General features: G+C 69.2%; 26 protein-coding genes, 2 pseudogenes and 1 CRISPR repeat array. Of the genes and pseudogenes, 21 read left to right on the forward strand and 7 right to left on the reverse strand.

What is annotated here, in order from left to right; all coding sequences use genetic code 11:
• The first annotated feature begins 219 nt into the window (after positions 1–219).
• A CRISPR array of direct repeats spans positions 220–917; the repeat unit is 37 nt; unit sequence CCAACACTCCGGATCCCGTCCGGAGCACCACTGCGGC.
• Between the two features lie 2,486 nt (positions 918–3,403).
• On the forward strand, positions 3,404–3,511 hold the full coding sequence (locus MHW47_RS05815; RefSeq protein ID WP_239221540.1) for a DUF6233 domain-containing protein: 108 nt from the start codon (positions 3,404–3,406) through the stop codon (positions 3,509–3,511).
• Between the two features lie 523 nt (positions 3,512–4,034).
• Positions 4,035–4,247: a cold-shock protein gene (locus MHW47_RS05820; protein ID WP_239221541.1), complete on the forward strand. Its 213-nt coding sequence runs from the start codon at positions 4,035–4,037 to the stop codon at positions 4,245–4,247.
• 132 nt (positions 4,248–4,379) lie between these two features.
• On the opposite strand, the gene MHW47_RS05825 is transcribed toward MHW47_RS05820, so the two are convergent.
• Both MHW47_RS05825 and MHW47_RS05830 read right to left on the reverse strand, forming a co-directional pair.
• Positions 4,380–5,507 (reverse strand): hypothetical protein, encoded by a 1,128-nt coding sequence (locus tag MHW47_RS05825; RefSeq protein WP_239221542.1) that lies wholly within the window; start codon positions 5,505–5,507, stop codon positions 4,380–4,382.
• A complete protein-coding gene (locus tag MHW47_RS05830; protein ID WP_239221543.1) occupies positions 5,504–5,953 on the reverse strand; it encodes a hypothetical protein in 450 nt (149 codons plus the stop codon). The genes MHW47_RS05825 and MHW47_RS05830 overlap by 4 nt, the downstream gene beginning before the upstream one ends.
• A gap of 533 nt (positions 5,954–6,486) precedes the next feature.
• Between MHW47_RS05830 and MHW47_RS05835 the strand changes: the two genes are divergently transcribed.
• The 6 genes and pseudogenes from MHW47_RS05835 (at position 6,487) to MHW47_RS05860 (ending at position 10,602) form a co-directional block, all read left to right on the forward strand.
• On the forward strand, positions 6,487–6,918 hold the full coding sequence (locus tag MHW47_RS05835; protein ID WP_239221544.1) for a DUF4262 domain-containing protein: 432 nt from the start codon (positions 6,487–6,489) through the stop codon (positions 6,916–6,918).
• A 197-nt stretch (positions 6,919–7,115) separates the two neighbouring features.
• Entirely contained in the window at positions 7,116–7,439 is a 324-nt protein-coding gene (locus MHW47_RS05840) for a hypothetical protein (protein ID WP_239221545.1), read from the forward strand.
• A 611-nt stretch (positions 7,440–8,050) separates the two neighbouring features.
• Entirely contained in the window at positions 8,051–8,623 is a 573-nt protein-coding gene (locus MHW47_RS05845; protein ID WP_239221546.1) for a hypothetical protein, read from the forward strand.
• A 105-nt stretch (positions 8,624–8,728) separates the two neighbouring features.
• Positions 8,729–8,968: pseudogene (locus MHW47_RS05850) on the forward strand (hypothetical protein); the annotation flags it as partial.
• Between the two features lie 140 nt (positions 8,969–9,108).
• Entirely contained in the window at positions 9,109–9,996 is an 888-nt protein-coding gene (locus MHW47_RS05855) for a hypothetical protein (RefSeq protein WP_239221547.1), read from the forward strand.
• A gap of 105 nt (positions 9,997–10,101) precedes the next feature.
• Complete coding sequence (locus MHW47_RS05860) at positions 10,102–10,602, forward strand: hypothetical protein (RefSeq protein ID WP_239221548.1); 501 nt, start codon at positions 10,102–10,104, stop codon at positions 10,600–10,602.
• 12 nt (positions 10,603–10,614) lie between these two features.
• Here MHW47_RS05860 and MHW47_RS05865 read toward each other — a convergent pair whose 3' ends face one another.
• The gene (locus MHW47_RS05865; RefSeq protein ID WP_239221549.1) at positions 10,615–11,073 is read right to left on the reverse strand and encodes a hypothetical protein; all 459 of its coding nucleotides are present in this window, start codon (positions 11,071–11,073) and stop codon (positions 10,615–10,617) included.
• Positions 11,074–11,661: 588 nt separating this feature from the next.
• Between MHW47_RS05865 and MHW47_RS05870 the strand changes: the two genes are divergently transcribed.
• The 13 genes and pseudogenes from MHW47_RS05870 to MHW47_RS05925 all read left to right on the forward strand — a co-directional run bounded on the left by MHW47_RS05870 (position 11,662) and on the right by MHW47_RS05925 (position 22,197).
• Positions 11,662–12,000 (forward strand): hypothetical protein, encoded by a 339-nt coding sequence (locus MHW47_RS05870; RefSeq protein WP_239221550.1) that lies wholly within the window; start codon positions 11,662–11,664, stop codon positions 11,998–12,000.
• A 200-nt stretch (positions 12,001–12,200) separates the two neighbouring features.
• Complete coding sequence (locus tag MHW47_RS05875) at positions 12,201–12,794, forward strand: hypothetical protein (RefSeq protein ID WP_239221551.1); 594 nt, start codon at positions 12,201–12,203, stop codon at positions 12,792–12,794.
• A gap of 90 nt (positions 12,795–12,884) precedes the next feature.
• Positions 12,885–13,091, forward strand: a complete 207-nt coding sequence (locus MHW47_RS05880) for a hypothetical protein (RefSeq protein ID WP_239221552.1) — start codon at positions 12,885–12,887, stop codon at positions 13,089–13,091.
• Between the two features lie 418 nt (positions 13,092–13,509).
• Positions 13,510–14,730, forward strand: coding sequence for a recombinase family protein (locus tag MHW47_RS05885; protein WP_239221553.1), 1,221 nt, complete (start codon positions 13,510–13,512; stop codon positions 14,728–14,730).
• A gap of 122 nt (positions 14,731–14,852) precedes the next feature.
• Positions 14,853–15,596: a hypothetical protein gene (locus MHW47_RS05890; RefSeq protein WP_239221554.1), complete on the forward strand. Its 744-nt coding sequence runs from the start codon at positions 14,853–14,855 to the stop codon at positions 15,594–15,596.
• A gap of 142 nt (positions 15,597–15,738) precedes the next feature.
• A complete protein-coding gene (locus MHW47_RS05895) occupies positions 15,739–17,565 on the forward strand; it encodes a hypothetical protein (RefSeq protein WP_239221555.1) in 1,827 nt (608 codons plus the stop codon).
• Position 17,566: 1 nt separating this feature from the next.
• A pseudogene (locus MHW47_RS36065) lies at positions 17,567–17,749 on the forward strand (DUF6354 family protein); the annotation flags it as partial.
• Between the two features lie 61 nt (positions 17,750–17,810).
• The gene (locus MHW47_RS36070; protein ID WP_374230056.1) at positions 17,811–17,945 is read left to right on the forward strand and encodes a DUF6354 family protein; all 135 of its coding nucleotides are present in this window, start codon (positions 17,811–17,813) and stop codon (positions 17,943–17,945) included.
• 185 nt (positions 17,946–18,130) lie between these two features.
• Positions 18,131–18,673, forward strand: coding sequence for a hypothetical protein (locus MHW47_RS05905; protein WP_239221557.1), 543 nt, complete (start codon positions 18,131–18,133; stop codon positions 18,671–18,673).
• Positions 18,674–18,939: 266 nt separating this feature from the next.
• On the forward strand, positions 18,940–20,487 hold the full coding sequence (gene dndC / locus MHW47_RS05910; protein ID WP_239221558.1) for a DNA phosphorothioation system sulfurtransferase DndC: 1,548 nt from the start codon (positions 18,940–18,942) through the stop codon (positions 20,485–20,487).
• Positions 20,484–20,876, forward strand: a complete 393-nt coding sequence (locus tag MHW47_RS05915; protein ID WP_239221559.1) for a hypothetical protein — start codon at positions 20,484–20,486, stop codon at positions 20,874–20,876. Before dndC ends, MHW47_RS05915 begins: the two co-directional genes overlap by 4 nt.
• A 44-nt stretch (positions 20,877–20,920) precedes the next feature.
• A complete protein-coding gene (locus tag MHW47_RS05920; RefSeq protein ID WP_239221560.1) occupies positions 20,921–21,532 on the forward strand; it encodes a hypothetical protein in 612 nt (203 codons plus the stop codon).
• A 38-nt stretch (positions 21,533–21,570) separates the two neighbouring features.
• A complete protein-coding gene (locus MHW47_RS05925; RefSeq protein ID WP_239221561.1) occupies positions 21,571–22,197 on the forward strand; it encodes a hypothetical protein in 627 nt (208 codons plus the stop codon).
• Positions 22,198–22,287: 90 nt separating this feature from the next.
• On the opposite strand, the gene MHW47_RS05930 is transcribed toward MHW47_RS05925, so the two are convergent.
• From MHW47_RS05930 to MHW47_RS05945, 4 genes are all read right to left on the reverse strand, one after another.
• Entirely contained in the window at positions 22,288–23,607 is a 1,320-nt protein-coding gene (locus MHW47_RS05930; protein WP_239221562.1) for a hypothetical protein, read from the reverse strand.
• Positions 23,608–23,716: 109 nt separating this feature from the next.
• On the reverse strand, positions 23,717–24,070 hold the full coding sequence (locus MHW47_RS05935; RefSeq protein WP_239221563.1) for a hypothetical protein: 354 nt from the start codon (positions 24,068–24,070) through the stop codon (positions 23,717–23,719).
• Between the two features lie 443 nt (positions 24,071–24,513).
• Positions 24,514–24,897 carry a hypothetical protein gene (locus MHW47_RS05940; protein ID WP_239221564.1) on the reverse strand — a complete coding sequence of 128 codons (384 nt, stop codon included), beginning with the start codon at positions 24,895–24,897 and terminating at the stop codon, positions 24,514–24,516.
• A 69-nt stretch (positions 24,898–24,966) separates the two neighbouring features.
• Entirely contained in the window at positions 24,967–26,325 is a 1,359-nt protein-coding gene (locus MHW47_RS05945; RefSeq protein ID WP_239221583.1) for a hypothetical protein, read from the reverse strand.
• Positions 26,326–26,331: the final 6 nt, after the last annotated feature.

Consider the following 26,331-nt stretch of genomic DNA (forward strand, 5'->3'; position numbering starts at 1 on the left):
GAGCACTCCCGATGCTGGCCTGGCAAGTACCCCGGTGGCGTCGAAACTCGTGAACATCACCCGTCCGTGGTTCGGGGTGACTCCCAAACTCGTGAACAACTGACGTCAGGACTCGTGATTAAAGCCACACCGAAGAAAAATGACCAAAATGCCCGTACTACGCCAGCGTGAACACCGGTCAACCAGGTCACGCTCCGGAAACGTCGCAGGCTACGCGGGCCAACACTCCGGATCCCGTCCGGAGCACCACTGCGGCCTGTCGGGACAGCCCCGACACTGCGCCCCACCCCGTCCAACACTCCGGATCCCGTCCGGAGCACCACTGCGGCCGCTGGACGTACCGGCCGGCGACGTCGCGCAGATGCCAACACTCCGGATCCCGTCCGGAGCACCACTGCGGCCTGATCGGAAAGGGAGGTGTCGGCAGCGCGGGTCACCCAACACTCCGGATCCCGTCCGGAGCACCACTGCGGCGCCTTCGCTGGTCTCGCTCTGTGCGGCCGGTGAGTCTGGGCCAACACTCCGGATCCCGTCCGGAGCACCACTACGGCGCCATGGCCGACTGCATGAGGCAGTCGTACTCCACCCCAACACTCCGGATCCCGTCCGGAGCACCACTGCGGCGTCGCCGTTATCCTCGCGATGTACGGAAGCACGCTCCCAACACTCCGGATCCCGTCCGGAGCACCACTGCGGCGCTGGCGTGTGCCTGACCTACACGCCGGGATTCGGCACCAACACTCCGGATCCCGTCCGGAGCACCACTGCGGCCGTACGTCCGGGATGCCGCCGGGCGCAAGTTCGGTCCCAACACTCCGGATCCCGGCCGAAACACCACTGCGGCCCCTTCGCGGCAGCGATCTGGGACGCGGCCCCCGTCCCAGCACTCCGGATCTCGTCCGGAGCACCACTACGGCGGCGCGATCGTCGGAGTCCTCGGAACGAAATCCGCAGCCGACAGACCCGGGGGCCATCCGGATCGCCAGTGCGGCCAGCCCGCATACACCGCACCGGCCGCCGAGTACCTGTCAACATTCCCGATTTCGCCGGGGCCACCACTGTGGCGGGTTCAAAGCCGCCGGCGGGGGCACGGACGGCCCCCTACACTCCGGTATTCTGTCCGGAGCACCACTACGGCGACGGAAAGATCGGCGGCGAACTCCGGGATCAGTACCAGCACTCCGGATCCCGTCCGGAGCACCACTGCGGCGCCCTCTCATACGGAGCACTGCGGGCTGCGGCGGCTCTGCACTCCGGATCCCGTCCGGAACACCACTGCGGCGAGGTGGCGCCTTCGCGCGTTGTCGGCACGATCCGGGCCAGACACTCCGGATCCCGGCCGGAGCACCACTGCGGCAACTTCAGGGAGTCCTCGGTGGTCAGACCGACGGACCAACACTCCGGATTCTGTCCGGAGCACCACTACGGATTGAGGCCGACGACCGTTCCGAGCGCCTCGGTGGTCCAGCACTCCGGATCCCATCCGAAGCACCACCGCGGCTTACCGGAAGCGACGGACCGCTCTCCCCCGGTCAACGGGGCACCCACAGACCTCGGAACCACAAGCACGCCCCTAACCACCCCATCACACCGAAGAAAAATGACCAAAATGCCCGTACTACGCCAGCGTGAACACCGGTCAACCAGGTCACGCTCCGGAAACGTCGCAGGCTACGCGGGCCAACACTCCGGATCCCGTCCGGAGCACCACTGCGGCCTGAACCCTGCGCAGCTCCTGAGCCAACTCGGTCAGGACCAACACTCCGGATCCCGTCCGGAGCACCACTGCGGCGCCGCTGCCGACACGGCCACCAGGACGCAGGCCGTGCCAACACTCCGGATCCCGTCCGGAGCACCACTGCGGCTGTGTGCTGGGGTGCACCAGCGACCTGGTGAACGCCCAACACTCCGGATCCCGTCCGGAGCACCACTGCGGCACCTCACGCTCTACGACGCTTTGTGCCTCTTCCGCCAACGAGCATCCGGATCCCGGCCGGAACACCACTGCGGCGAGGTGGCGCCTTCGCGCGTTGTCGGCACGATCCGGGCCAGCCACTCCGGATCCCGTCCGGAGCACCACTGCGGCCACACCACCGCCGTCAGCCCCGTACCGCCCACGGCCCAACACTCCGGATCCCGTCCGGAGCACCACTGCGGCGCCCTGGAGTCCCTCGCCCAGGCGGCCGACCCGGGCCCAACACTCCGGATCCCCTCCGGAGCACCACTGCGGCTCGATGTCCACCGCGGATACGGGCTCGATCCACCCGCCAACACTCCGGATCTCGTCCGGAGCACCACTACGGCTTCGACCAGCCGCCCGGTGCGCGCAGCTTCTCCGGCCAACACTCCGGATCCCGGCCGGAGCACCACTGCGGCAACTTCAGGGAGTCCTCGGTGGTCAGACCGACGGACCAACACTCCGGATTCTGTCCGGAGCACCACTGCGGCTCCCAGATGGTCTGGTAGGCGAACTTGCCCTACCGCCAGCACTCCGGATCCCGCCCGGAGCACCACTGCGGCCGCATGACGGCGAACTGCCGCCGTGCGGGCGGGATGCCAACACTCCGGATCCCGTCCGGAGCACCACTGCGGGCAGCGCGTCCTGATCTCGGAGAAGACCCGCGAGGACCTAACACTCCGGACTGTTCCGGAGCACTGCTGCGGCAAGCGGCTTGACGCGGTCGAGGAACGGCTGCGGCGGGCCAACACTCCGGATCCGGCCGGAGCACGACTGCGGCTATCGCATGGATGCGCTCAGAAACACGGGCGACAACCCGCCACTCCGGATCCCGTCCGGAGCACCACCACGGCGGAACAATCGTCGGATCCCTGGCAACGGAATCTGCGGCCACCACTCCGGCCAGAGTCCGGAGCACCACTGTGGTGGGCTTCTGACGCTGGTCAATGTGCGAACGGGGTACCCCGATACTCCCGATCCCGTCCGGAGCGCCACCGCAGCATCCCACGCAGAACCTCGGTGATCCTCTCGTCCCTTGCACTCGGGATTCTGTCCGACGCATCACTGCAGCGGTTCAGGTGCGCGGGCGCCTTCACGCGTTCGATGTGGCCGCGTTCGTGTCCCGATGGTGCCAACACCACAAACCCCCACAGCCCGAAGGGCTGCAGGGGCAGCCGATGAAGTTGACTACCGCCCGGATCGGGAGCGCAGCTCGAACACTGCTCGGTTGAAAAGCGAGCAGGCCCCGCCGCCTCGGCCTCCCCGCCGTCGCCTACTTCGCCTACTTCCTCATCTGCAGCGACCCCAGGCCGCCCCTGCCGCCCACTGGGCGGTGCACATCGCTTCAACGCACATGGCATCCCGGCGAAATCGTGCCCTAGAGCGGCATATACGAGTGCGACTGCGGGGCCGGCCACCACTGGAGCACCGACGTCAACCGCGGGAATGCGGCAGCGGGTCATCAACCGGGACCAGGCCCGTGCGTTGCTGGCCGGTGGTGTCCGGGCGTGCACGCACTGCCGCCCGGACACCCGCCTCCGGATGATGGAGTAGCGGGCGGACCGCGGGACCGCCCGTGAAGTAACCCTCGGTCTCAGTCAGCCTGTCCGGGTGGGCGTCCGTGTTCAGTGCCCGCGTAGCAGTCACCGGTGTGGACCTCCGACGGAGGCTGACCGACACCGATCCCGAGCTCGACAATCCAGTCCGGCACCAGCGGCCGCCGATCCTCGCCCTGCCGCCGCTCGGCTTCCCGCTGCTCGGCTCGGCTGCGGCGATGGCGGAGCGGATATGGCCAAGCCAGATGCTGACCTGCTGCTCTAGCGTGCGGAGCCGGGGCAAATCGGACGGGAGATCATACATCCGTTCTAATATATGCCGGTACCGGCCCCTCCAGCGTCGAGGCAGGTGGTGGTGACCTCTGACAGTTGAGCTTGACCGTTTGCCGAGCGAGTCTGACCGGTTGGCTCCGGTCGCTGCCAGTGGCGGTGCCTGTCCCGGGTTCTCGCCCTCCTGTCGGTGATGATCGGTCCAGCGGGGCGCCTTGCGCGTCCGGCTACAGGCGATTCAAGGAGTGGACATGGCGGAGCGGCTGAACGGCGTCGTGAAGTGGTTCAACGAGGAAAAGGGGTACGGCTTCATCAGTCCGGAATCCGGTCCGGACCTGTTCGTGCACTTCAGGGCGATCCAGGGGAACGGTTTCAAGAGCCTCAAGGAAGGCCAGAAGGTGACCTTCGTTGCCGTGCAGGGCCAGAAGGGCATGCAGGCGGACGAGGTCCAGGCGGAGGGCTGAGTACCGGCCGGACGTCCACTTACGTCGATGCGAATCCAGCGGGCCCGAACCCTGCCCCGGAAGAACCGGTGCCTGAAACGCCTGCGGCCCGAGTACCACAGACCTCGGACTGCGGCGCCTCGACGGTCTTGGTCATTCGGTGTCGTTCCCGGGCTGGGGCCGAGCTCCGACAGCCCGAACCCGCTGTGAGCGGTCGTACAGCGGCGCGCCCTCGGGGCCGCGGGTGTAGCCCTTCACCTCGCGGTGCTGGCAACCGGGGCCGTGCTCGGCTCGGTTGGGGCAGCGGGTGTACTTCTTCACCGGGACGCGCACCTCGAGTGGTCCGCGCGCCACCACCTCGCGGTCCGGACGCCGCTGGACCGGGCCGGGCAGCGGGGCGTCCTCGTGGATCACTGACACCCGGCGTGGCCCGGTGATGCCAGCCCGCCGCTCCGCCCGCTGCCGGGCAGCGCTCTCCTCAACGTGCTCGACGCGCTGGGAGACCTCGCCGACGGTCCGTTCGCGGGGCAATTCGCGCAGCAGGCGCAGGGCAGCCAGCACCGGCCGGGCGTAGTGCCACGGGGTGGCGTCCCCTTCAAGCCGGTCCCTGGCTGGCAGTTCCCAGCCGTCCGGCAGGACGAGTTCGGCCAGCGGCAGCAGCGGGCCGATGTTGCCGCGCGGGCGCCCGTCCGGCCGGGCGGACAGCGCGTAGAAGGTGAGCCACCAGCCGCCGTCCCACGTGCCGCCGTCCCGTGTGGCATCGCGCAGCAGTTCGGTCTGAGCGGTGTCCCGGCCGTGCTGATCCCAGGACAGCCACCTGGATTCCCAGTCCCGGTCGCCGGGGGTCCAGCGCGACCACGAGGCAGCAACCAGTTTCCCGCCGTCGCCGGTCACCGCGTACGCCTCGGCGAACAGCGCGAAGCCGGCCTGGTTCTGCGGGGCGTCCTTCTCGTCGCCGGGCGGGACGGGGAAGCCATGGTCGATGCACACGTGGCTGAGGTCGGCCAGCGCGTACTCGCGGGCGGTGGCAGTCAGCCCTGGTCCGATCCAGCGCAGTTCGGCGGACGACAGCCGGGTGGTCTCTTCGGCGACCATGACCTCGGCGGCCTGCCGGCGTTCAGCGAGGGACTCCCAGGACGGCTCGATCCCGACCATCCGCTGCTCCAGCTTGCCCATCTCGATCAGCGCCCGGGCAGTGTCGGTGCGGTAAAAGCGCAGCGTCTTGCGCTGCCAGTCCGGAAGCCGGATCGGAGACGGCGCGGGGTAGGCATACCGGTTCACGCCGTCAGCACCCCCAACGCCTCGGCGTAGCTGCGGCCGCGCGCGGACCAGGCCATGGCGTGCAGCACTCTGCGGGTGTCGTGCTCGTTCAGGCCGGGCAGCCGGTGCGCCAGAACTGCCGGGCAGCCGTCAAAGTCGAGCGCCCCGGCGATCCGGAGGACCATCAGCTGCGAGGTGGTGGTGCCCGCACGCAGCGGGTCCGGCTCGTCGGCGTCCGGCATCTCGTCCAGAACCTCCCAGACCGCTGGCCAGTCCACGGATGCCATGGCGTGGTCGTCTCCGATCCACTTCACGAAGTCGCCGGCTTCCAGGCGTGGCAGCCACATCCCGTCGTCGCCGGTCAGCAGCCACACCGCGGCCTCCTGCGACCACGCTCCTCGCGCCCTGGCCGCCAGCGCGGCCTCCAGGCCCGTCGGCAGCTGGCCCGGGTCGCTCGCCTCGATCACTGTCCAGCACTCCTTTCCGGCTTGGTTCGGCCGCCATTGTCCCGGCGTGCACTGACAGTCACAGAGCGTCTTTGCCCGCCTCGTCTCGCGGCACCTGGCAGCGCGCCAGCCGGATGCCGACGGGGGCCGGAACAGGTTCCTGGCTGGGCGACGATGTTCATGGAGCGTCCTTTCGGCTCGGCTTCAACGTGGCGCGTCATCGGGTTGGCGAGGTGGGCGGGCGGTGCGGTCGCCATTCCCACGTGGGGGCTCGCGGCCCGGAGATATGCGGGCGTGCCGCAGCCCACCCGCCTCGTCGCCGAGTGGCCTTCGCCCCTGCCGCCCGATAGGAGGTCAGGCGGAGTGAACACCACAGGGCATGTTGCTTAATTCTACGAGTTCGCATATTGTTGTGGCAACTCGGCGCCCCTCCCTCAGCCGGAGAGGCCCCGAATCCAACCCATCCGCCGGCCCAGGGCGCGACCCCGGAGGACCCGGCACTCCCGAACGGATGATCAGTGCACCTCCCGATCCCCGCGGACACCCGCGCACGGATGGACGCCTACGTCAAGCGACTGCTGGCCCGCATCGACGAGGAGGGGTTCGCCATCCCCTTCATCCTGGCCGACCCCCACACCGGCGAGCCCTCGCTCGCATACACGGTCGGACTGCATGTCAGCCAGGGCTACGAACTGGCAATCAGCGGGCTCCCCTACGAGGCAGCCTGCTCCGTACTGAACTCGCTGGCGGCACGGCTGCTTGAGCAGCAAGCTCCTCCGACCCAGGCCATGGAGGTCAAGGGCGCAGCCGGGGGCGGCTATTCACTGCTATTGAGGCGGGCGGAGAGCGCGGCGCCGTTCATCCTGGTGCGCACCGTCTATCGCCTCAACCCGCCCGTCTGGCAGGCGGTATGGCCGGATCGGGAGGGCCGATTCCCCGGCGATGCGGCGTGCACACTCTCAGGCGGGGCACAGCTGCTCCTCTGATTTCTTAATTCTATGATTCCACGTATGGTCTAGACATTGGTTGCGGCACAACGCGCCGGTCCTCACGACGTCGGTCCCCTCGCGGCACAGCGATGCGAGTGTCGGAACTTCTCAACCGTCTTGAGGAGCACCAGCGGGGGGCGATGCCGAGGTCGGTTCGTTCCTGTCCGGCGAGTGGGAAGGCGCCGAAGGACCCGTTGTGGGAGCCAAGTCCGACCGGGGCCACCAGCGGCACCGGCCCCGTCAGGGTGCTGCTCGAAGGGCACGACGAGGACCAGGACGCCCCGCAGTCGCCCTCCCAGCCCTCGCTGACGGTCCGCGACCTCATCGCGCGGCTCACCAACGTACAGACGAACACCGGAGATGTGCACGTCCAGCTCCTGATCACCGGGGAGGACCCCGACGGCGGCGAGCTCGGACCGATCACCGAGGTCAGCGCGATGCGCTGGGCCAGCACGACCCTCGACGGGGCCACGACGGCTTCGACCGCCATCACCATCTCGGGGCCGATCGGGAGGTGACCGGCCCGCGACGGACCTCCACCGCCCCGGGGCCGCCCCACCTCCGGTCCCACATCACCTACAGGAGTAGCCATGTCCTTGCCCCAGCCCAGCATCAGCGGAACGCAGCGTCGACCGTTCCTGCCCCAAGAACTCGACGAGCCGTGCGAGGGCTGCTTCGCTCCGGCCGGCTCGTACTGCCATCCAGGATGCGACTGCGGCTACACCGCTGAAGACGCCCGGGCCGACGCCGCTCACGGGTGATCAGCCACGCCCGACCCGGCCATGCACCGGTCCCCAGCGCTTCGCCGCCCGCGCTACCACCACCCCCATCCCGCACGGAGGCCCAGTGCGCATGCTGCTCCCCGCCACCCGCCCGGGAAACCGGGGCGGGTGTGTCCGGGCCCGCCAAGGATGCACCTGCTTCTACTACACCTTCGCCCGGGGACGGGCGAAGGCGGCAGAGCGACGGATCGCCCGCCGGATCGAGTCACGCCGCTGGCGGCGGGACGAAGCCGAGCAGGACACCTGACCGCTGCGCCGACCAGCCAGCCCTGCCCCGGGGCTCTCCTCCTCGTGCCGGGACTGCCCTGGCACGCACCGAGATCGGACTTCTCATGACGCATGCCCCAATGCCCGCAAGCCCCCTCCTCCAGTCCCCCGTCACGGGCTCCGCCGCACTGCGTGACGCGGCCGCCGAGATGGCACGCCGCCTGGAACTGACCGCCGACGACCCGAGGGTGACCAAGTCCTCTGTCCTGAACTTCCTCGACCGTCGCGCCGATGACCTGGACAAGGGCCTGCCCTCGGGGTGGGCAACGGTTGACCTGGGCGTTCTCGATGCAGTGCTGGTCGAGTTCCTGGGCCCCCACGGACGCGACGAGATCTTCGGCGCCTGGGCCAGGGCAGCCGAGCCTCCGACGCCGACGCGGCCCCAGACCGACGGGCCGCCCGTCGGCCGCCGGATCGACGTGGTGGTGGACCGCGACCCCGACGACGGCACCGCGGTTCACGTCTACATGGACGGCGCCCCCACCCGGGCCGTCGTGCACACGATCGACCCGGGCCGCAGCGGGGCCGACCACGAGTGGTGGAGCTCGGTGGCGGCGCTCGGGCCCGAGGTGCCGCAGGCGGTACGCGACAAGGTCGCCGAGTACGCGGACAGCTACCACACCCCCGAGAAGTGCGGGCGGTCATGCGGGTGAGGTTCCGCCGTTCCGGCGGGTGCGGGGCGTACCCCGCACCCGCCGGGACTGTCCCGATGTTCCCCTCGTTCCTACCGGCCGCGCCGGGCGCAGCCCGGCCGGGCCGTCCCTGCTGGAGAGGTGTCCGTTGAACAGCAGTCAGCACGCCGAGTTGTCGTCCACCTGCGGCGTGACGTGCTGCCGTTCGTCCCCGACGCGTGGATCGACCACACCAAGACGAAGGTCGGATACGAGATCCCGTTCACTCGCCACTCTTACGTCTACAAGCCGCCGCAGCCGCTGGAAGTGATCGACGCGGAGCTAAAGGCGGTGCAGGCCAAGATTCACGCACTGATGGACTGGTGACGCAGACACCCCGAAGGCGCGTCTTACTTAATTCTATGAGTTCGCGTATTGCCCTCCATTGCTTCCGCGTCGTCCCGTCCCGCCCCGACGGAACTGTGCGGGCCTCCTCTCCTGTTCCTGAACCTCTCCTGGAGAACGACATGACTCTGTACGGCATCCCGCCGGCCGGCCTGCGCCGCTTCATGGCCCCGGAGTCCGGGCGGGAGCACGGCCACGCCATCGTCGACGCGGCACACACCTGGTGGCTGGAGAACCGGGGTGGCACGGGCGATCTGGCCATCGCCGTCGGCGCGCTCGCCGGGCTGGCACTGTGCTCCCCCAGCAGGGCGGACGGGCCGGACTACGGGCCCTTGCTGATCCCCCTGGACGACGAGGAGTTGACCGATGCCCTCCGGGCCAGCTGGAACAGCATGTGGGCCTACAACCCCGCTCTGGCCGCTGCCGCCGGCCCGCTGCACCACTGGCTCGCCGATCCCGGGGAGAGCGAGATCCGCGGCCTGGGCGACTACGCCCGCATCCTCGTGCGGGCAGGTCTGCTGGAGTACTGCAGCGACGTCACCCGGTGCGAATCGGAAGACCTGCTCGGGCTGCTGGTCCAGCGGATGCGCGGATACCGCCAGAAGCAGGCGACGGGAGAATTCTTCACCCCCTCGATGGCCTCCGACCACGTCGGCGGGATCACGCTGACCGGGCGCCTGGAGCCCGGTGCGCTCCTGCTCGAACCGTGCGCAGGGACGGGCACCATGGTCCGGGCCGCCGCCGCGACACTGCGGTTCCAGGGCCTCGACCCGGGCCACTACCGCTGGTGGCTGAACGATCTCGATCCGCTGAACTCGGCCTGCTGCGCAGCCAATGCGCAGCTGTGGCAGCTGGGCCGAGGCGTGACGGTGTCCTGCGGCAACTCCTTGCTCGACCCGCGCGACCTCGAAGAGCCCACGCGGCAGCGCGCCGAGCGGGCGATCGTCGAGCAGCAGCACCGGCCGTTGCTGTATCCCACCCGAACCCGGTCACCGCGCTGGCCGTTCTGACCGAGCCACCGTCCATGGGCGCCCCGCCGCCGCCCTCGGGCTCCCGCCGGCTCGGCTCGCAGGGAGCGTCCGCTTCCCCATCCGCATCTCCTGGAAAGACCTGCCATGCCCAACCGACTCGCCGTGATCAAGACCCTCCAGCAGGACGTGCTGGGGAACCACCGCTGGGACGACCGCACCCGCAGCTACACCACCGTCCCCGCCGAAGCCGTCTGGGCGGTCGAGGACGCCATGGCGGCGATCCTGGAGCGGGTGGCGCGCGCCGTCGATTGGCCGCGCCTGCTCCTGGAGGCGACCCAGCGCCACGAGGTGCTGCACCCCGAAACGCCCGACTCGCCCCGGGACTGGACGCCCGAGCTCGGCCTGTGCCGGGAGTGCCTGGTCGAGGCACTGCTGAGCGACCAGATCGGCGCGACGAACTGGATCACGCACCCGGCCACCCCGAAGGAGCACGACCGGACGGACTGGCCGAGCATCGTCGCAGCCCACCTCCCCCACCGCGCCTCGGCTGCCTGGCATCCGTACAAGGAGGCCCCCGAAGACCGGCACGACGGCCGGCAGGGCGGCAAGAGCACCGACGGGGGCGAGAACGCCCAGCCCTGGTGACGGACGGTGCGCTCAGCCCTCGGAGCCGCCGCCACCGCTCCGCTGGAGCGCGTACGTGCGCTGCGCGGCCAGGTGGGTCACGACGTACCGATCCTGGGCGCAGCGGAGGGCAGCGGCCTGGACGGCGGGCAGCAGCTGGGGCTCCGCCTGCACGGCGACTCCGTCCTCCGCATACCAGCGGACGTTCCGGCCGACGAGACGGGCGGACACGAGCCGGGCCGTGCGACAGCGCCATCCAGTCGCGCTGAAGGCACGGAAGGGGGCGGCGACTTCTGCGGGCGAGTGCTGCGCTGCCCTGGCGTCGTACCCTTCGCGCAGGCCGAGACCGACGAGTACGCCGCCCGGCGCCGGGCCGGCGACCACCGCCCATCCCGTCACCGAGACCAGCGTGCCGACGGCCGTGTCGCACGCCGAGGGGTCCGGCGTGCCGTACGTGCGGCTCGGGTCACGGTAGAGCAGCGCTTCCTTCACCGGATCGTCGGCCTCGCCCGGCAGGAAGGCCGCGACCGGGCTCTATCGCGCCGCTTCGGTGAGCGCGTGGCGGACCTGCTCGAACGAGGCCGCGGTCGGCAGGCGAAGCGCCTGCGTCCAGGCCCCGTCTGCGGCCGCGACCTCGTCGTAGGACGGCGTCATAGGGACGACTGTGCCGCACCAGGTCGCTCGTCGACAGCAGTCCGGGACAACGCTCCCTCTGCGGAAGGCCCGGCATCTCCGACCGAGCATCGCGTGTTGTCTAACTCTATGAGTTTGTGTAATGTTGTTGCTGCGGGGAGGGCGCAGCCCGATCCTGCTCCTGTAGCTCAGAGGGAGAGCGGCCGTAAAACGGAACGGCGTCATGACGAGACGGTTGCGGATGCACCGGGACCGGGCCCTGGCCAGCCAAAAGCCCCAGGGTTGGGGAACCTCAACGAGGGGCTGACACCCCCGAACCCCCGGCAGGGAAGCGCGTTTTCCAAGCTCGTCTACCCGGCGCGGGTTCGAATCCCGCCAGGAGCACGACCATCCGGCCGTCGGCGCAGCGCGCCACGACCGCACCACCCACACGGACAAGGAGCGCTCATGCGCGCAGAGGTCGGATTCAACCTGGGCATCAACGACGGCGAGATCGAGTACGAGGCGGGCTTCACCTGGGAGACCGGCAGCCTGCCGCTGCCCCGCAAGGGTGACCGGATCGCCCTCGGCGAACTGATCACGATCGTCGAGTCGGTGACGTTCTCGTGCCTGGACACGGACTACGTCGCCACCGGCGACCGTGAACTTGACGACGTGGAAGTGCACCTGTGGCTTCGACTCGGCAAGAGGGAGCGCCGGGGCGGGTACCGGCCGGCGGAGTTCCACACGATCCTCTCGCAGCTGCCCAGCGTCTCCGGTCTGCACGTGACCGGCGCCGACGAGTAGCCCCCGCTGGGCCAGCTCCGTGTCCGCGTGGCACCGGCCCTGCCTTCTACAACCCCGACCGGCCTCATGATCGATCCCCACGAACGCGGCGAGATCGTCCTGGACCCCTACGGCCGCTTCCCCGGCGTACCCGCCACCTGACCGACCGCCCTCCGCCATCCCCGCGCCGCCACGGCGCGCTCGCCCACGTGAGGAATCCCATGACCAGCGCAGCCTTGACCAGTTTCCCCGGCGACGCCGACTCGACCACTGTCGCCGCGGCCCTCGCTGAACTCACTGCGGCATCCGCCCTGCCCTTCGACCAGTGGGACCGGCCCCTCAGCGACCGGGTCCAGGACCTGGCCGGCTGGCTGCAGTGCGCGGCGATGCTGCGCGGCCACGAGCTGGCGGAGGCGCCGGGCCCGGCCGGGAGCTCGTCCCACGGCGTAGTGCACAGCCTCATCAGCACTCACGCCTCCATGCTCGCCCGCCACCGGGCCGAGCTCGCCCCGTTCAAGGGGCCCGACGGCGCGCTGCTGGGCAACGACTACGACGACCACGACGAGGCCGCCGACCGGCACACCGACGAGTGCGTCCAGATGCTCGGCACGGTCATGGCCGTCCTCGCCGGGGAGTTCGGCCGGCCGGCCGACACCACGGCGCCGGGGCCCGATGTCACGGCGGGCATGACCGCCGTCCTGGCCGCGATGACCGACCCCGACCTTGAGGGCGGTGACATCGTGGAGGCCATCAAGTGGCGCCTCCGCACCCTCGGGTTCGACCTCACCATCCCCGAGGACCCCGACGACGCCTGAAGGGCGCCCTCCCGTACGCCGGCGGCCCCGGCACCGCGCCCGGGGCCGCGTCACCTCCCCTGTCCCAACGACTCGACGAAGGTTCTACCGATGTCCGATCCCCATGTGTGGCAGGCCCACCGCGCCGCCGACAACCTGAGCAACACCCTGGCCAGTTCCTACGAGGAGGCCATGGCCACTGGCCAGCCCGTCTCCGCTGACGACCAACAGCTGCTCGTCCAGCAGCTCACCGAGCAGTTCGCCACACTGCGGGCCATGCTCGCCAAGCTGGGCGTGGTGACGACCCCTCCGGCCTAGCCGCCTCAGCAGTCGGCTGCCGCAGGGCTGGACGCCAGCGCGCCGCCGGACGGGCGCGCGGTGCCGGCCCCGTACGCCGACGCGGCACTCGCCCCGGTCGTCGCTGGCGGCCGGCTGGCGGGCCGGTTCCGCGACGGGTGCACCGAGGAGGGGGTGAACACCGTCTTCGCCGTCCTGGGCGCGTCCACCGGACTGCGCCTGGGAGTACCACGACCGCCTCGGGCGCGGCGGGAACTCACAGTGGTTTCGCCGAGGACCCGTCCGGCAGGCTCTGGGACCTTGCCGGGGACCTGTACGCCTGGCTCACCGGCGAGGAATCCCGGCCCGAACCGGCGTGCACCCCGCGACGGCGCGCCCACGGCCGCCGATGCCCCGATGTTCGGCGCAACTCCACGTTCACGAGCGTCAAGGAAATTTGATGATCTCTTCTTTCGGACCTCCCATCGACCTCTCCGACCTGCCCGGCTATAAGCTGACGGACCTGCGCCCGCGCATTCCGGTATTCGTCGGGCGCGTTTCCACCAAGGACGGAACACAGAATCCCGCTTCCTCCATTCCACGACAGGTGGCCCATGCTTCCGCCCGGCTAAAAGAGGGCGAGGAATTCGCTGCGTATTTTTGGGACGTCGAGTCCGGGATGCTACCCCCGGAATTGCGGGGTCTGGGGCCTCATGCCATGTACGATGCGTTGGCCGTGCCGACGCCTCGCGACGGTGGGCTCCAAGACCTCGTGGAGCGAGCCGAACTGCTCGGCTACACCCATGTTCTGGCTGAGCGCTCCGACCGGCTCGCGCGCGCCATGCTCACGAGCCTCACCGTGGAACACGAACTCGAAAAGATCGGGGTCGAGGTCGTCTACGCCAATGAGCCGGTGGGCGGCACCGAATCGGGTCGACTGCGCATGCGCCGCCAGAGCCAGGTCGATGCCGAGGTCTACCGGTCGGTCATGATCGAGATGTCCATGGGCGGGCAGGCCCAGCACGCCATCGGCGGATGGAATCACGGCTACCCCCCCTACCCGTACATCGCAGTCATTGATGAGAACGCGCCGAGGCCGGAAAAGGCGCGATTCGGTATCACACGCCCCAAACGAAAACTCGCAGCGCACCCCGACTCGCGCCGGTTCGACGCAGCATCGGAGCTGTGCCGACTACGACGAGAAGAACATCTCAAGGCAGCAGACATCATTGCGATCCTGTCTTCCGACCCCGACCGATATCCCATCGACGGAAAGTGGACGCACACCCTGGTGGAGGGACTTATCGCGAATCCCAAATTGACTGGCCACCAAGTCTACAATCGTAAAGCGACCCGCACGGGCAGGCCCGGGTTCTCCCGGTTGAACCCAGTCTCGGAGTGGGTCTGGTCGCCGCAGATCGTGCACGAGCCGGTCGTAAGTCTCCAGGAGTGGAAGGAAGCGCAAAAGGTCACAGCGGCACTGCGCGCAGGTGACCAGCGCAGCACCTCACTGGCTCGCCTTCGCGCAACGGCAGCTCGTCGGGGTCTCACCGTCAGCCAGGTCAGCAGCAACGCCACGCACACGTTGTACCGGATCGGCGCACGGCAGGTGGCCGTGCCCTCGTCGCTGCCGGACGTCATCGTGCAGCAGATCATCGACGATTTGGAGGGCACGTCGTGACGCAGTTGATTGAATGCCAGGCGGTCCGGCGTGGCCGGAACTGGTTGGTGAGCGTCCCCCGTTACGGAGTGTTCGGACACGGACGGACTCTGAAAGCCGCGCGCGAGAGCACCAAGCAGGGGTTGGCGCTCGTTGGCGAAGCAGCGGAGGTCACGCTCATCCCAACGACACCGGAGCTGGAGAAGCTGCGGTCCATCGAAGCTGCCCACGAGGCAGCCCTGGGCGAAGCAGTGGCTGCACTGGCTCTGCGGCGCGCGACGTTGCGCGACATCGCCACGGCGACCGGAGCGTCGACCGCCCGGGTACGACTTCTGCTTGCCGAGCATGCGGAGATCGTCAAGCCGGCCAGGCCGTGCGTCGTCGCCGATGACTCCAGCGCGGGTTCCACTGCGTCGGCCCTCGCCGACGTCGTCCAGGAGGCCACCCCGCCCGCACACCTTTCACCGTTGACCACGAGACATCCCGCTCCGGAGGACTCCGTGACCGCCACCCGAGACAACTCCAACCCGAGCGACCGGTGGGGGCACGAGCCGGAACCGACCGGCGCCCTGGGCCCGGCGGAGGAGGCACAGGGCGCCGCAGCGCTGGTCCGTCTGGCCGGCGAGCTGGGGCTAGCCGAGACCGACGTCGACGAGCTGGTGTACGACATGGAGCACCGCGGCGCGTCGGACGCCTACAACAGCGGCTCCCGGCCCGAACTGGGCGACCTCGACGCCTTCGACGCGGTGCACGACGACGCCGACGAACGGGCCAGCGCGATCAACAACACCGGTCTGGCGGGCCAAGTAGCCGCGCTGGTGGCGGCGTTCGGGGAGCAGGAGACGGAGCGGATGCTGCGGAAGGTGGCCGACTCCGCGTCCGGCTGACCGCCCACACTCCCAACATTTCTTAACGCTACGAGTTTGTGTGTGGTTTCCCTGGTGGCCGGGCACTGTCGTCCGGCCACCCGCAACCCGGTCTTCCCGCCTTCCTGTTCCAGGACGGCCGAGAGTTCAGAGGCACATGACGGTGAACGCGCGATCCTCCAGCTCCGCGTCGGTGCACGACACGATCAGCGACCCGGGCGGCCCGCCGGCCATGGACGGCGAAGGGGGCGCTGCGGTTGCCCCGCCGTGCCCTCTCGCTGAGGCAGAGCGGCTCCACGAGCGGGCGGCCGCCGCGCGCGCCACCGCGCTGGGGCTGGCCGAGACCCACTCCGACGCGGTGACGGCTGCGTACGAGGCCATCGGCCAGGCCCGTCGTTGGCGTCTGCCCCAGTGGATCCAGGACGAGGGCTGGAACTGTCGGCTGGAGCTGGAGGAGGAAAGCACCGCGATCTGGGCCCGGGCGCATATGGCGTACTGGGTCCGCGAACAGGCTGCGGTGACGGTGGCGAAGGTGCGCGCCGCACTGGGCCTGCCGGTGGAGGACATCGACCTCCTGGACGATGCCGGGCGTGACGCCTACATCGCGGCGCTGAGTGACGAGGAACGGGCCGCGCTCGCGGGGCCGTGGCCGGTCGAGTGGCTCTACAGCCCGAAGCCCGGCGATCCGATCAGGATCGTGAACCTGTTCGCAGGGCCGGGCGGCTGGTGTGAGGGGATCACCACCGTGCTCGGCGAGCAGGTCGACATGGTCGGGGTGGATCTGTCCGAGGGCGCGTGCGCCACCGCGCGGGCCGCCGGGCACCGCCGGATCTGCGCCTCCGTCACCGATCTGGATCCGGGGCACCGCGCGCTGCGCTACGTGGTGGCGGTCATCCTCTCCCCGCCCTGCCAGACGCTTTCCCCGGGCGGGAAGCGGGCGGGCTTGGAAGCGTCGGCGATGCAGATCCTGGAGGACGTCATCTCCGACGCCGGGGCTGCGGCCGGGTTCATCATGGTCGACGACGCCGGGGACGGCCTGGAGGGCTACGCACCGCCTACCGGCGCCAGTTGGGCGGAGGTCCGCGCTCCCCTGGCCGCCCTGGACGACCCGCGCACCGGCCTGATGGCCGAGGTGGTGATCTGGCCGCTCGCCCTCCAGGCGAAGTTCGGGAACATCCGGTGGGTGGCCATGGAGCAGTCGAGCAACCTGCTGAAATCCCCGGCCGCGCAGTACGTCGTCGAGGCCATCAGCAGCGAGTTCTACGCGGCCGGCTGGGAGTACGCGCAGTTCAGCCTCCTGGACGCTGCGGACTACGGGGCCGCTTCGAAGCGGCGCCGGAGTTTCCTGGTGTCGATGCGCTATACCCGCCCTTTCGTCGACTACCGCCCCAGCGCGCCGTTCCCCGTGACCACCTGGGCGCACTGCATGGGCTGGGAGAAGGGCCACAAGGTATCCACCCGGGGCGTGCGCGGCATCGACCCGAACACCGGCCGGCCCAAGGGCGGCGGGACGTTCGACGCCGACCGGCCCGGCACGACGGTGACCGGCACGGCGTACGGGTGGAAGCGCGAGGCGGACGGCCTCACGCACAGCCACGCCGACCTGGGACGCGCGGTGGGTTTCCTCCCCGGCTACCCCTGGAAGCACATCGGGCGCGGCGAGGGAATCCGCAACAAGACCCAGCTGATCGCCGACACGGTCTGCCCGATGGTGTCGGCCGCCTGGATCGCCCACATCCTCGGCCGGACCTGGGAACCGCAGACCCGCGCCTACGTGCACAACCTCTACCTCCGCACCCTGCGGAGCAGTACCGTCACGACACTGCAGGGCGGTCTACTGCCCGGCACGGCCCGCAACGGCCTCGCACACCGTCAGCACCAAGCACCCCCGCGCCGACGCTCCGGCCGAGCCGTCCGGCAGGATACGAGGAACAGCGCGCGCCAAGGAGGGACAAGCCGCCGCAACCCCCCGGCACCGCGCGGCGTTTGAGGTGCCGTCCCGACAGCCCGGCCTCACCAGGGCGAGACGGAGAAGAGAAGATCATGCCGAGTGCCGCCGTCACGAAGGGCCGGTTCTGCCGCGACTTCGCCCCCGACAGAAGCGCCGCGACCGGCGCCTGCGCGTCGTCGCGGTCGGCGAGTCCCGGGCCGACCTCGTCGTCGAGCACGACCTCGGCGGCCAGGAGAAGAAGACCCGCGCCAGCCTCGCCCGGCTGCGCTCGGCTGCCTTCGAGGATCGAGGACGCGGCCGACACCGACCCGCAGTACCTGGCCGTACTGGCGGCCGTCGCGGACGTCCACCGGCCGGAAGCCACCCCCGCCGACTACGCCCGCGCCGCCCCGCGCGCGCTGCGAACCTCCGAGCAGTAGACGCCACCGAACAGCCCGTACGGCCCGAGCCCCGGGGGCAGGGGCCACCAACCCCGCAAATTGCTTAACTCTATGAGTACGTATATTATTCTTCCTGTCGGGCCGGTCGTCGTCCGGCCACCACCTATCCCATCTCGCGCGGGCGTGCACGCAGCCGGCCGCGCCCCCTGGAGAACACTGTGGACATGCTCAAGCCCGCTCCGAACAGCGTCGCCGCCCCCAGGGATGCGGCCCATCTGTCCGCAGCACCGGCCCCGCCCCTCGGCGTTGACCGCCTCGACGCCGAGATCTTCACCGCCGCCGCCATGGAACTGGCGACGGCCCACTGGTCCCTGGAGCAGCTCACCTCCGCCGCCAGCACCCTCACGGCCGAGTGCGCACGGCGCCGCGAGACCATGCTCGCGGACGTCCTGCGCGCCCTGTTCCACGTCCCCCAGGCCGATGGCGGCCCCGTGACCCGCGTCGAGTTCGTGACCGACTCCCCGTACGAGAACGGCACGTTCTGGGATGAGTCGCAGGTCTACCTCCACTACAAAGACGGGACGGTGACCGAGTTCGAGGACTTCACCGAGAACGGCGACGCGGACACGGGCTACAAGCTCCTGGACGACGCGTTCCGGGAGCTGCTGACGGACATCGCCGCTGACACCCCGCCGCAGCCCGGGGACCACCTGATCGTGGACCTTGCGACCGGCGAGTTCGAGCGGTCCGGGAAGTGGGCCATGTGATCTGGCCCCGGTGAAGCACCGAACCCCGCGACCCTCACGCCACCATGGTCGTCCCCGGCACGGCGCACCAGGCCGGCCCGGCAGACCGTCACGGCGGGTGCGCGACCCGGCCGGCCAGGAACCGTAGTCCGGGGAAAAGCCGGACTCCTGCGGCCGGTCCGGATGTTCACCGCCAGGCCGGGGAGCGGGGGTGCTCCGCGCACACCCCCGCTCCCCAGCCGGACATTCGATCGCCTCATACCCGCCGATCGTCGGAAGGCCCCGCCATGTCCCCGCCCACCCTGGTCCCCGGTCTCGGCCCGACCCGCCGCACGCCCTTCGGTGAGATCACCCCGGACCGCTACCTCAGACTGCTGCTGGAGGAGATCCGCGAGCTGTACCGAGCCGACCAGGTGCCGTGGGTGATCGGCTACAGCGGCGGCAAGGACAGCACCCTGGTCACCGCGCTGGTGTGGTGGGCCCTGGCCGCACTGCCCCCGGACGAGCGGACCAAGACCGTCCACGTGATCTCCACCGACACCCTGGTGGAAAACCCCCTGGTGGCCGCCTGGGTGGGCCGGTCACTGGACTCAATGCGCGAGGCCGCCGCCGCCCAGCACCTTCCCATCGAAGTGCACCGGCTCACCCCGGCCGTGGAGGACTCCTTCTGGACATGCCTGATCGGGCGCGGCTACGCCGCGCCGAGGCCAAAATTCAGGTGGTGCACCGAGCGGCTCAAGATCAAACCGTCGAACCGGTTCATCCGCACCGTCGTCGGCGCCCACGGCGAGGCGATCCTCGTCCTGGGCATCCGCAAGGCCGAGAGCGCCGTACGCGCCAAGGCCATGGCCCGCCACGAGAAGGGCCGCGTGCGCGACCGGCTCTCGCCCAACGGCGAACTGCCCAACTCGCTGGTCTACAGCCCGATCGAGGCGCTGACCAACGACGAGGTATGGATCTTGCTGATGCAGTACGACAACCCCTGGGGCCACAGCCACAAGGACCTGCTGGGCCTCTACCAGGGAGCGAGCCCGGACTCCGAGTGCCCGCTGGTGGTGGACACCACCACCCCGTCGTGCGGCGACAGCCGGTTCGGATGCTGGACGTGCACGATGGTCAGCCAGGACAAGTCCCTCAAGGCCATGATCGCCAACGACGACGACAACGACTGGCTGCGTCCGCTGCTCGAGCTGCGCAACGCCCTCGACATCGACGACGACCGTCACCTGCGGGACTACCGCAGGTCGAACGGCTCGCTCATGCTCTTCCACGGACGGCTCGTCCACGGCCCCTATACGCAGACGGCACGAGAGGACTGGCTGCGCCGGCTGCTGCGCGCCCAGCGCCAGATCCGCACCCACGGCCCGGAGTACGTACGGGACCTGTCCCTGATCAGCATGGAGGAGCTGCACGCGATCCGCCACGAATGGGTCGTGGTCAAACACGAGATCGAAGACACCCTTCCCGGCATCTACCAGGAGGAGACCGGCGCCCCCTTCCCCGGCCCGGACCTCCTGAACAGCGGCTTCGGCTTCGGCGCCGACGACATGGCCGTACTGAGCGAGGTCTGCGACGGCGACGAGAGCCAGTACCAGGGGATCCGCGCGCTGCTCGGGGTGGAGCGCCGCTTCCGCACCGCCGAACGCCGCGCCCGCTACTTCGAAGCACTGGAGAAGACCGTCACCAAGCACATGTTCACCGGCGAGGACGACGCCCTCCAGTACGCGATCAACCGCGACCAGATCCGCGCCGGCTTCTACGATCAGAGCGACCCCGCACCCCAGGGCTCGGACGAGACCGACCCCAACGAAATTGCCGCCGAGGAGAGTTCGTGACCGAGCAGCCCCCGACCCCGCCGCGCCCCGACCACCAGGGCCTGCCGGGGCTGCACATGGCCGAACTGGCCGTCTGGAAGGAGCGCTGGCAGATGATCGTCGTCGCGCCCGGTCCGGAAGTCGTCGTCGACACCGTCGACCTCGGCCCGGCCGACACCCTCACCGTCGCTGCCCCGGACGGCCCCGGACACCACATGATCGCGCCCAGCCCGGACCCCCAGCCCGTCCCGCCCCTCGCGGACGCGATCAACCGCCTGCCCCAGCTGGGCTACACCATCGACCCCATCGCCTGGGCCGACCCGGCCAAACTCACCGGCTGGACCGAGGTCACGTACACCATCTGGACCACCCCCTGCCACCCGGTCGCCACGCCGACGCAGCGACCGTAGCGACCGGCGCCCAGAACACCTTCGACGAGCAGGAGAACGACGGCATGACGGCCAACGAGCCGAACCCGGACTGCCCGGAATGCGCCGAGCAACTGGATTACGACACCGCCAACGCTGTCTTCGCCTGCGGCAACGAGCAGTGCGCGTGCTACGGGATCGAGCGGCCGGTGTGGAGCGCCCTGGAGAAGGCAGGGATACTACTCGCTCCGGTCACCGGACTGCCCCGGCCGACGCGTCAGGGCTTCCCGGTTCCGTGGGTGACCCCATGGACAGCGGGGCGGGTGTGGTGGCGCGCGATGGACTCCCGGCTGTTGGCCCGTGCCCACAACGAGTGGCGCTGCCAGGTGTGCGGAGCCCCTCTCGCCGAGCAGGCGTGGGTGCTGGCCACGCCCGCCGGCGTGGTGCTGCAGGCCGCACTGCACCAGGAGTGCAGGGATCTGGCGCGGGTGGCCTGCCCGCACCTGTCCGGCCAGGCGACGCGCAGCAGCGCCCACCTCGTCACCCGCGCACAGTTGGCCTCCGACGGCCGGCCGCTGCTCCAGGCGCAGCCGTCCGACCCGTACTTCCTCCAGCAGTGGGAACTGGCCGCCCTTCCGGGCCAGTCCGAACACCCCCACGACGACCCTTCCGGCCCGGCTGCTCCGGCACCGGCCTGACGCCCGTTTCGGACAATCCGACCTTGCAGGAGAACACGATGAACGAACGGTCGCCCGTTGCGGCCGACCGGCCCCGGCCCGGCCGCGCCCCGGCCGTCGGCGGCCTCCTGACCCCCGCCGAGGCCGCCCTGATCCACTGCCTCCGACAGTACGCCGCAGAGGTCGACCCGACCTCCGAGCCGGTCCTCGAAGGGTGGGCGTACCCCTCCCCCTTCCATCTGCTCCTCGATGTTGGCCGGCTCTTCACCCCGGCCCCGCTTCCGCCCGCAGTCGCCCCGCTCTTGGTGACCTTCTGCTACACCAACGCCGTTCAGACGATCGCGGACCAGGAGGACCCCGCCCTGGTGTACGTTGAGGGGTTCGCCAGCTGCACCGTCGACAGCGCCGTCCACCACGCCCCCCACGCCTGGGCCACTGATGGCACCCACGCCATCGACCCGACCTGGCCCGCCGATTCGGGCTGTACCTACCTCGGCATCCCCTTCGCGGACCCCGAGATGTGGCCGGACCCTCAGTACGGCGACGGAATCCTCCAGCAGTACGCCAGCCTCCTCCCGATCCTGCGCGAGGGTCTGCCCGCGGACGCAGTCGCCGACATCGGCCGGGCACTTCCGCACTGGGTGCGCCGCCTCCGTTCCAATGTCGTGAACCTTGCCTCTGGTTGACTACCGACTGCTTGACATGGACCTGCCGCCACCCCCTGCTGCGGAGACAGCCGGGGGTGGCGGCAGTGACTGATCGTTGCTCAGTCCCGCTCAGCGTGTCCGAGCCCCATCAATCAGGGTCTGAGCGATCAGTCGTATCGGTTCCCAAGACTCGTCGAGCGGATCGCCGGCCTCGGCCGCAGTCAGGAGAGCGTCGATCCTGGTTTGGACGTACTGCTTGTTGGCAAGTTCCCCTTGGTAATCCTGGACCGAATCTTTATATGCCTTCCACTGAACTGGGACAGAGACACCCTTCGGGTCTCGCAGACTGTTCAGGCCGAAGTAGAACTCGAGGGAGCATGCCCGGCCGTTGATGTTGTCATTGATCTCTCCTGACGGCCCGAAAGTGGGATAGGACTTCGTGTATTCAAGATCAGGAAGTAGACATGCACTGTAATGATTCGGGAGCGTGATGCTCGCGATCTGCTTGATCGCCTCCCGGCCAGCGGTGTCGTTGTCGAGGAGTCCGATCACCCGGTTCATTACTCCGGCCGCAGCGAAGCTCTTGAGGTTTGCGACGACTTTGTCGGTTCCGCCCGGCGCCCTTGTAGTGTCAAAGTCCAGGAACTTGAAGTATCCAGCGATGTCTGGCCTGACCAGTTTCAGCGCCCGCGGAAGAACACGGGAATCAAATTTCCCTTCCGTGAGCACGATGATGGGGCCGGTGCTGGCTGTCTCCTCCCGGAGGTCCTCAAGGGCCTGCGTTGAGACCTGATCAGTACTCTTGAACGCACCACCCGACAGTAGGTCGCTGAGATCGAGACGGAGGATCGCCTGCGGGTCCTGACGATCCAGAAGCCCGGCGATGAGCAAGCGATGATCGAGGTCGCCGTCGAAGAAGATCTCGAGCTTGCGTAGGCAGAACTGCTCCAACCTAGTTAGGTTCTCCTCCATCCACGCCGGGCCGCGCTTCAGGTATCCCTGGAGACCGATCTCAGCAATTTCTTCGTCGGTGACTTTTTGCGCCAGGTCCGAGCCAGGTCCAACTGCGTGCTCATAGACCGGCCATTGCCTCAGACCCCGGAAGAAGTTCGCCATCTCCCGGCGGCATCGCTCTGCAGTAAAACCCATCAACTCCAGCCGGGCGGCAGCCGTCCCAACAGTCGTCTTGTAACCGAAACGCTGGTCTACATCAACGGAGTCGTATTCAGAAGAATCGGAGTCAGCGTCGGGGTAGTTGCGAAACTCCTCAGGGTCATCAATCTCAAAAGGTTCGAACAGATCAGCATTCTCCCTGTCAATCATCGCGACCCAACCTCGGTGCATGTATTTGTCCTCTTCTTGGAAGACAGTCATGAGCCTGGTCGGCGCCTCCCACATTCCTTCAAGTATCTTTAGGTCCTCCAGGAACAGGTGCCATCTATGACTCACGCACTTCTCCGATCAGGTAACGCTTTTTCCGCTGCTCGTGGGCATCCTGGCTTCACGCTCTGACTCTGACGGCGGCTGCGACCAAGCACAAGATCTTTTCGTCCCGGGTTCAACGACGAGATGGTCGGATGTTAATGCTCGTGACGTTCGATGCCGACTTCACGACTTCCTCAAGCCCTTCGATGCGGAGGGCAAGGTGCTGGATCTGGGCTATGGCGAGGGCCAGCTCATCGGCCAGCCCATGGTTGCGTCGGCGGAGCTTCGCGTTTCGGGCGATGAGCCTGTCGGGTTCGCTGGGCCCGTCGGTGGTGCTGGCTGCGGCCGAGCGGAGGGTGCCGAGTTCCTGAGCGATGTCGGGGAAGCGTCGGCGGAACGTGGTGTTGCTGAGGCCGAGCTGCCGGGCCAGCGCCAGGACGCTGGGGCGGGTGTTGGTCTGGCAGCAGATCTTGAGCATGTCGGTCATGCGAACTGGAAGACGTGCGAGGTGACCTTGAAGTACCCGGCCAAGGCCATCGCCCGGTTCCGTTGACTGTTCAGCGGCCCCTCAAGGTAGTCCCCCCCGATGGAGGTACGAGTTCAAGTTGACGTCGCAGACGAACCGGGGCGACAGCAGGTACGGCGTCCCGTCAGGAATGCCCTGGTCATCGAGCCAGAGTTCGCACTCCTCGGGGCGAAGCTGCAGGTACCAAGCCCCTTCACGCGGCTGCGGCAAATCCCGCCACGTGAAGTGGACCGACCAGGCATTTCGACTCAACACCCGCGGACCATACAGGAGCAAGGTCAGTGACCGGTCGTGCACAAGCCAGCTCCTGGAGCGACGATCACCGGCAGGCCCTGCCTACCGGCGTCAACGACGGGAACTGACCAGAGCAGTGAGCGCTCCCGTCGGCCCCGTGCCGTCGGGAGTCAGGACACCGGGGCGACGGACCGCGCAATCCCGTCCGGCTGAGGAATCGCCGTCCGTGCGAACCGTCCGCGCGCCTGCTGCTCTTTCTCCACGGCTGCGCGCAGGTGCCACAGAGAGACGGCGGGCAGCAGGCCGCCGAGCCGGGACACCGCCCCCAGTGCTGCGGCAACCTTGGCCATTTCCCTGGCGGCGCTGAGAGACCGCTCGTCGAGCTGGTCGGCGCGCAGACGGCCGACCAACTCCTGCACGAGCTCGGCAAGCTCGCCCGCTCCGGGATCTTCCGGAACGTCGCAGCCCCACCATCGAGCTGCCTCCTCGAGAGCGGCTAACGCGTCATCGCGGCGGAGCAGCGGCCTGGGGATACCCGTGTCACTGTTCGTCATGATCACATCGTCTCCTGCGGGCCTGCCGCGCGGGGGCGGAACGGGAGAAGTCGCGCTCCGCCGGGCCGGTCAGCGTCGGCGCCAGCGCGCGAGAAAGCCCGGCCGCCGATTGCGTCGCTCCGCCGGCGGAGCGACAGGCTGTGGAGGAGCAGCAGGCGGGACGACCGGGGGCTCCACTGGTGCGGGCGGAAGCGGCGTCACCGGCGGAGGCGGCACCGCCGGCGGAGCAGGAGCGGCTTCCGAAGCGGGGATGACTTCCGGAGCCGGGGCAGCCGGCTGGGGCGGTCCCGGAGCCGCAGCGGGCAGGGGCGGCGCGGTCGTGGGCGGTGCGGGCGTGGGGCGGTGCGAGGAGGTAGGGGGGTGGGCCGGAGCCGCAGGCCGGGCCGACGACGGGCGCCGGCGGGTCCGCGGGCCCACCGGTTCGCTCAATGGGCTGGGCGAGCGGGGCGCGGTAGGGATCCCGGCGCCGTCGACGTTCCAGTGGGCGATCTGCCAGTGAGCCCTGGGCCACAGCACCACCTGGTGACCGAGCCCCTCCCTGTCCGGCTTCCACAGCTTGAACGCGACGTCCGGGGCGGCGAGGGCCAGCACGCGGGCGCCTTCGGCGAGGGGTTCCAGGAGCGGACGGTGGTCGGAGCCGACGCGTAGGTAGACCTCGGCGTGGGCGAGGGGGGTGGGCAGGCCGGTGGGGATGTTCGTCGCGATCCGGCAGGAGGTGGTGGTGTCGGTGGTTCTGATCTGGGTGACCTGGCCGAGGACGGCGACGGGGTGGCGGACCGTGCCGGAGGCCACCTGCTGGTAGAGGCGAGCCAGATGGCCGGGCTCGGGCCCGAAGCAGAAGTCGGTCCAGGGCACCGGGGTGCGCAGCCCGGGATGCTTGACGGTGAAGCGCTCGACGTTCTCCGGATCGTCGCCGTACAGGGCCAGGAGCTGGGCGATGCGGGCGGCGCTCGTGACGGCCGGCGGGAGCGCCGGGTCGACGGAGTGGATTTTGAGGTTGACCGGGTCGGCGGGTGGCGCGAGGAGCGGCGATCCGGCCGGCGGCAGAAGCGGGGCCTTGGTGTCGGAGGTGGGGGCGAGCACAAGGCGCAACTGGAGCCCGCCGGACCGCAGTTCGGCCAGGCCCTGCGACGCGCGGGCGATGGCGTGCACGGTGTGGTCGGTGCGCAGCGGGCACGGGGCCAGGTGCTCGGCGGCGCGGCCCTTCTCCTTCTCCTTGGCCAGGGCGAAGTGCGCGCCGCGGGTGAAGGGCTTGCCCTTCTTGGAGATGCGGGGCTGTTCGGGCTGGGCGATGACCTCGTGCTCGCAGTACGGGCAGCGCAGCGGGCGGGTGAACGGCTCGGGCACCTGACCGATCTGCCGCGCCGAGATCACCAGGCCGTTCTTGTCCCGGGCCTGCTGCAACTTGAACGACTGCCGGTCCGCCACCTGATC

Origin of the sequence: Streptomyces sp. OfavH-34-F (assembly GCF_022347745.1) — a bacterium.
Taxonomy (GTDB): Bacteria; Actinomycetota; Actinomycetes; order Streptomycetales; family Streptomycetaceae; genus Streptomyces.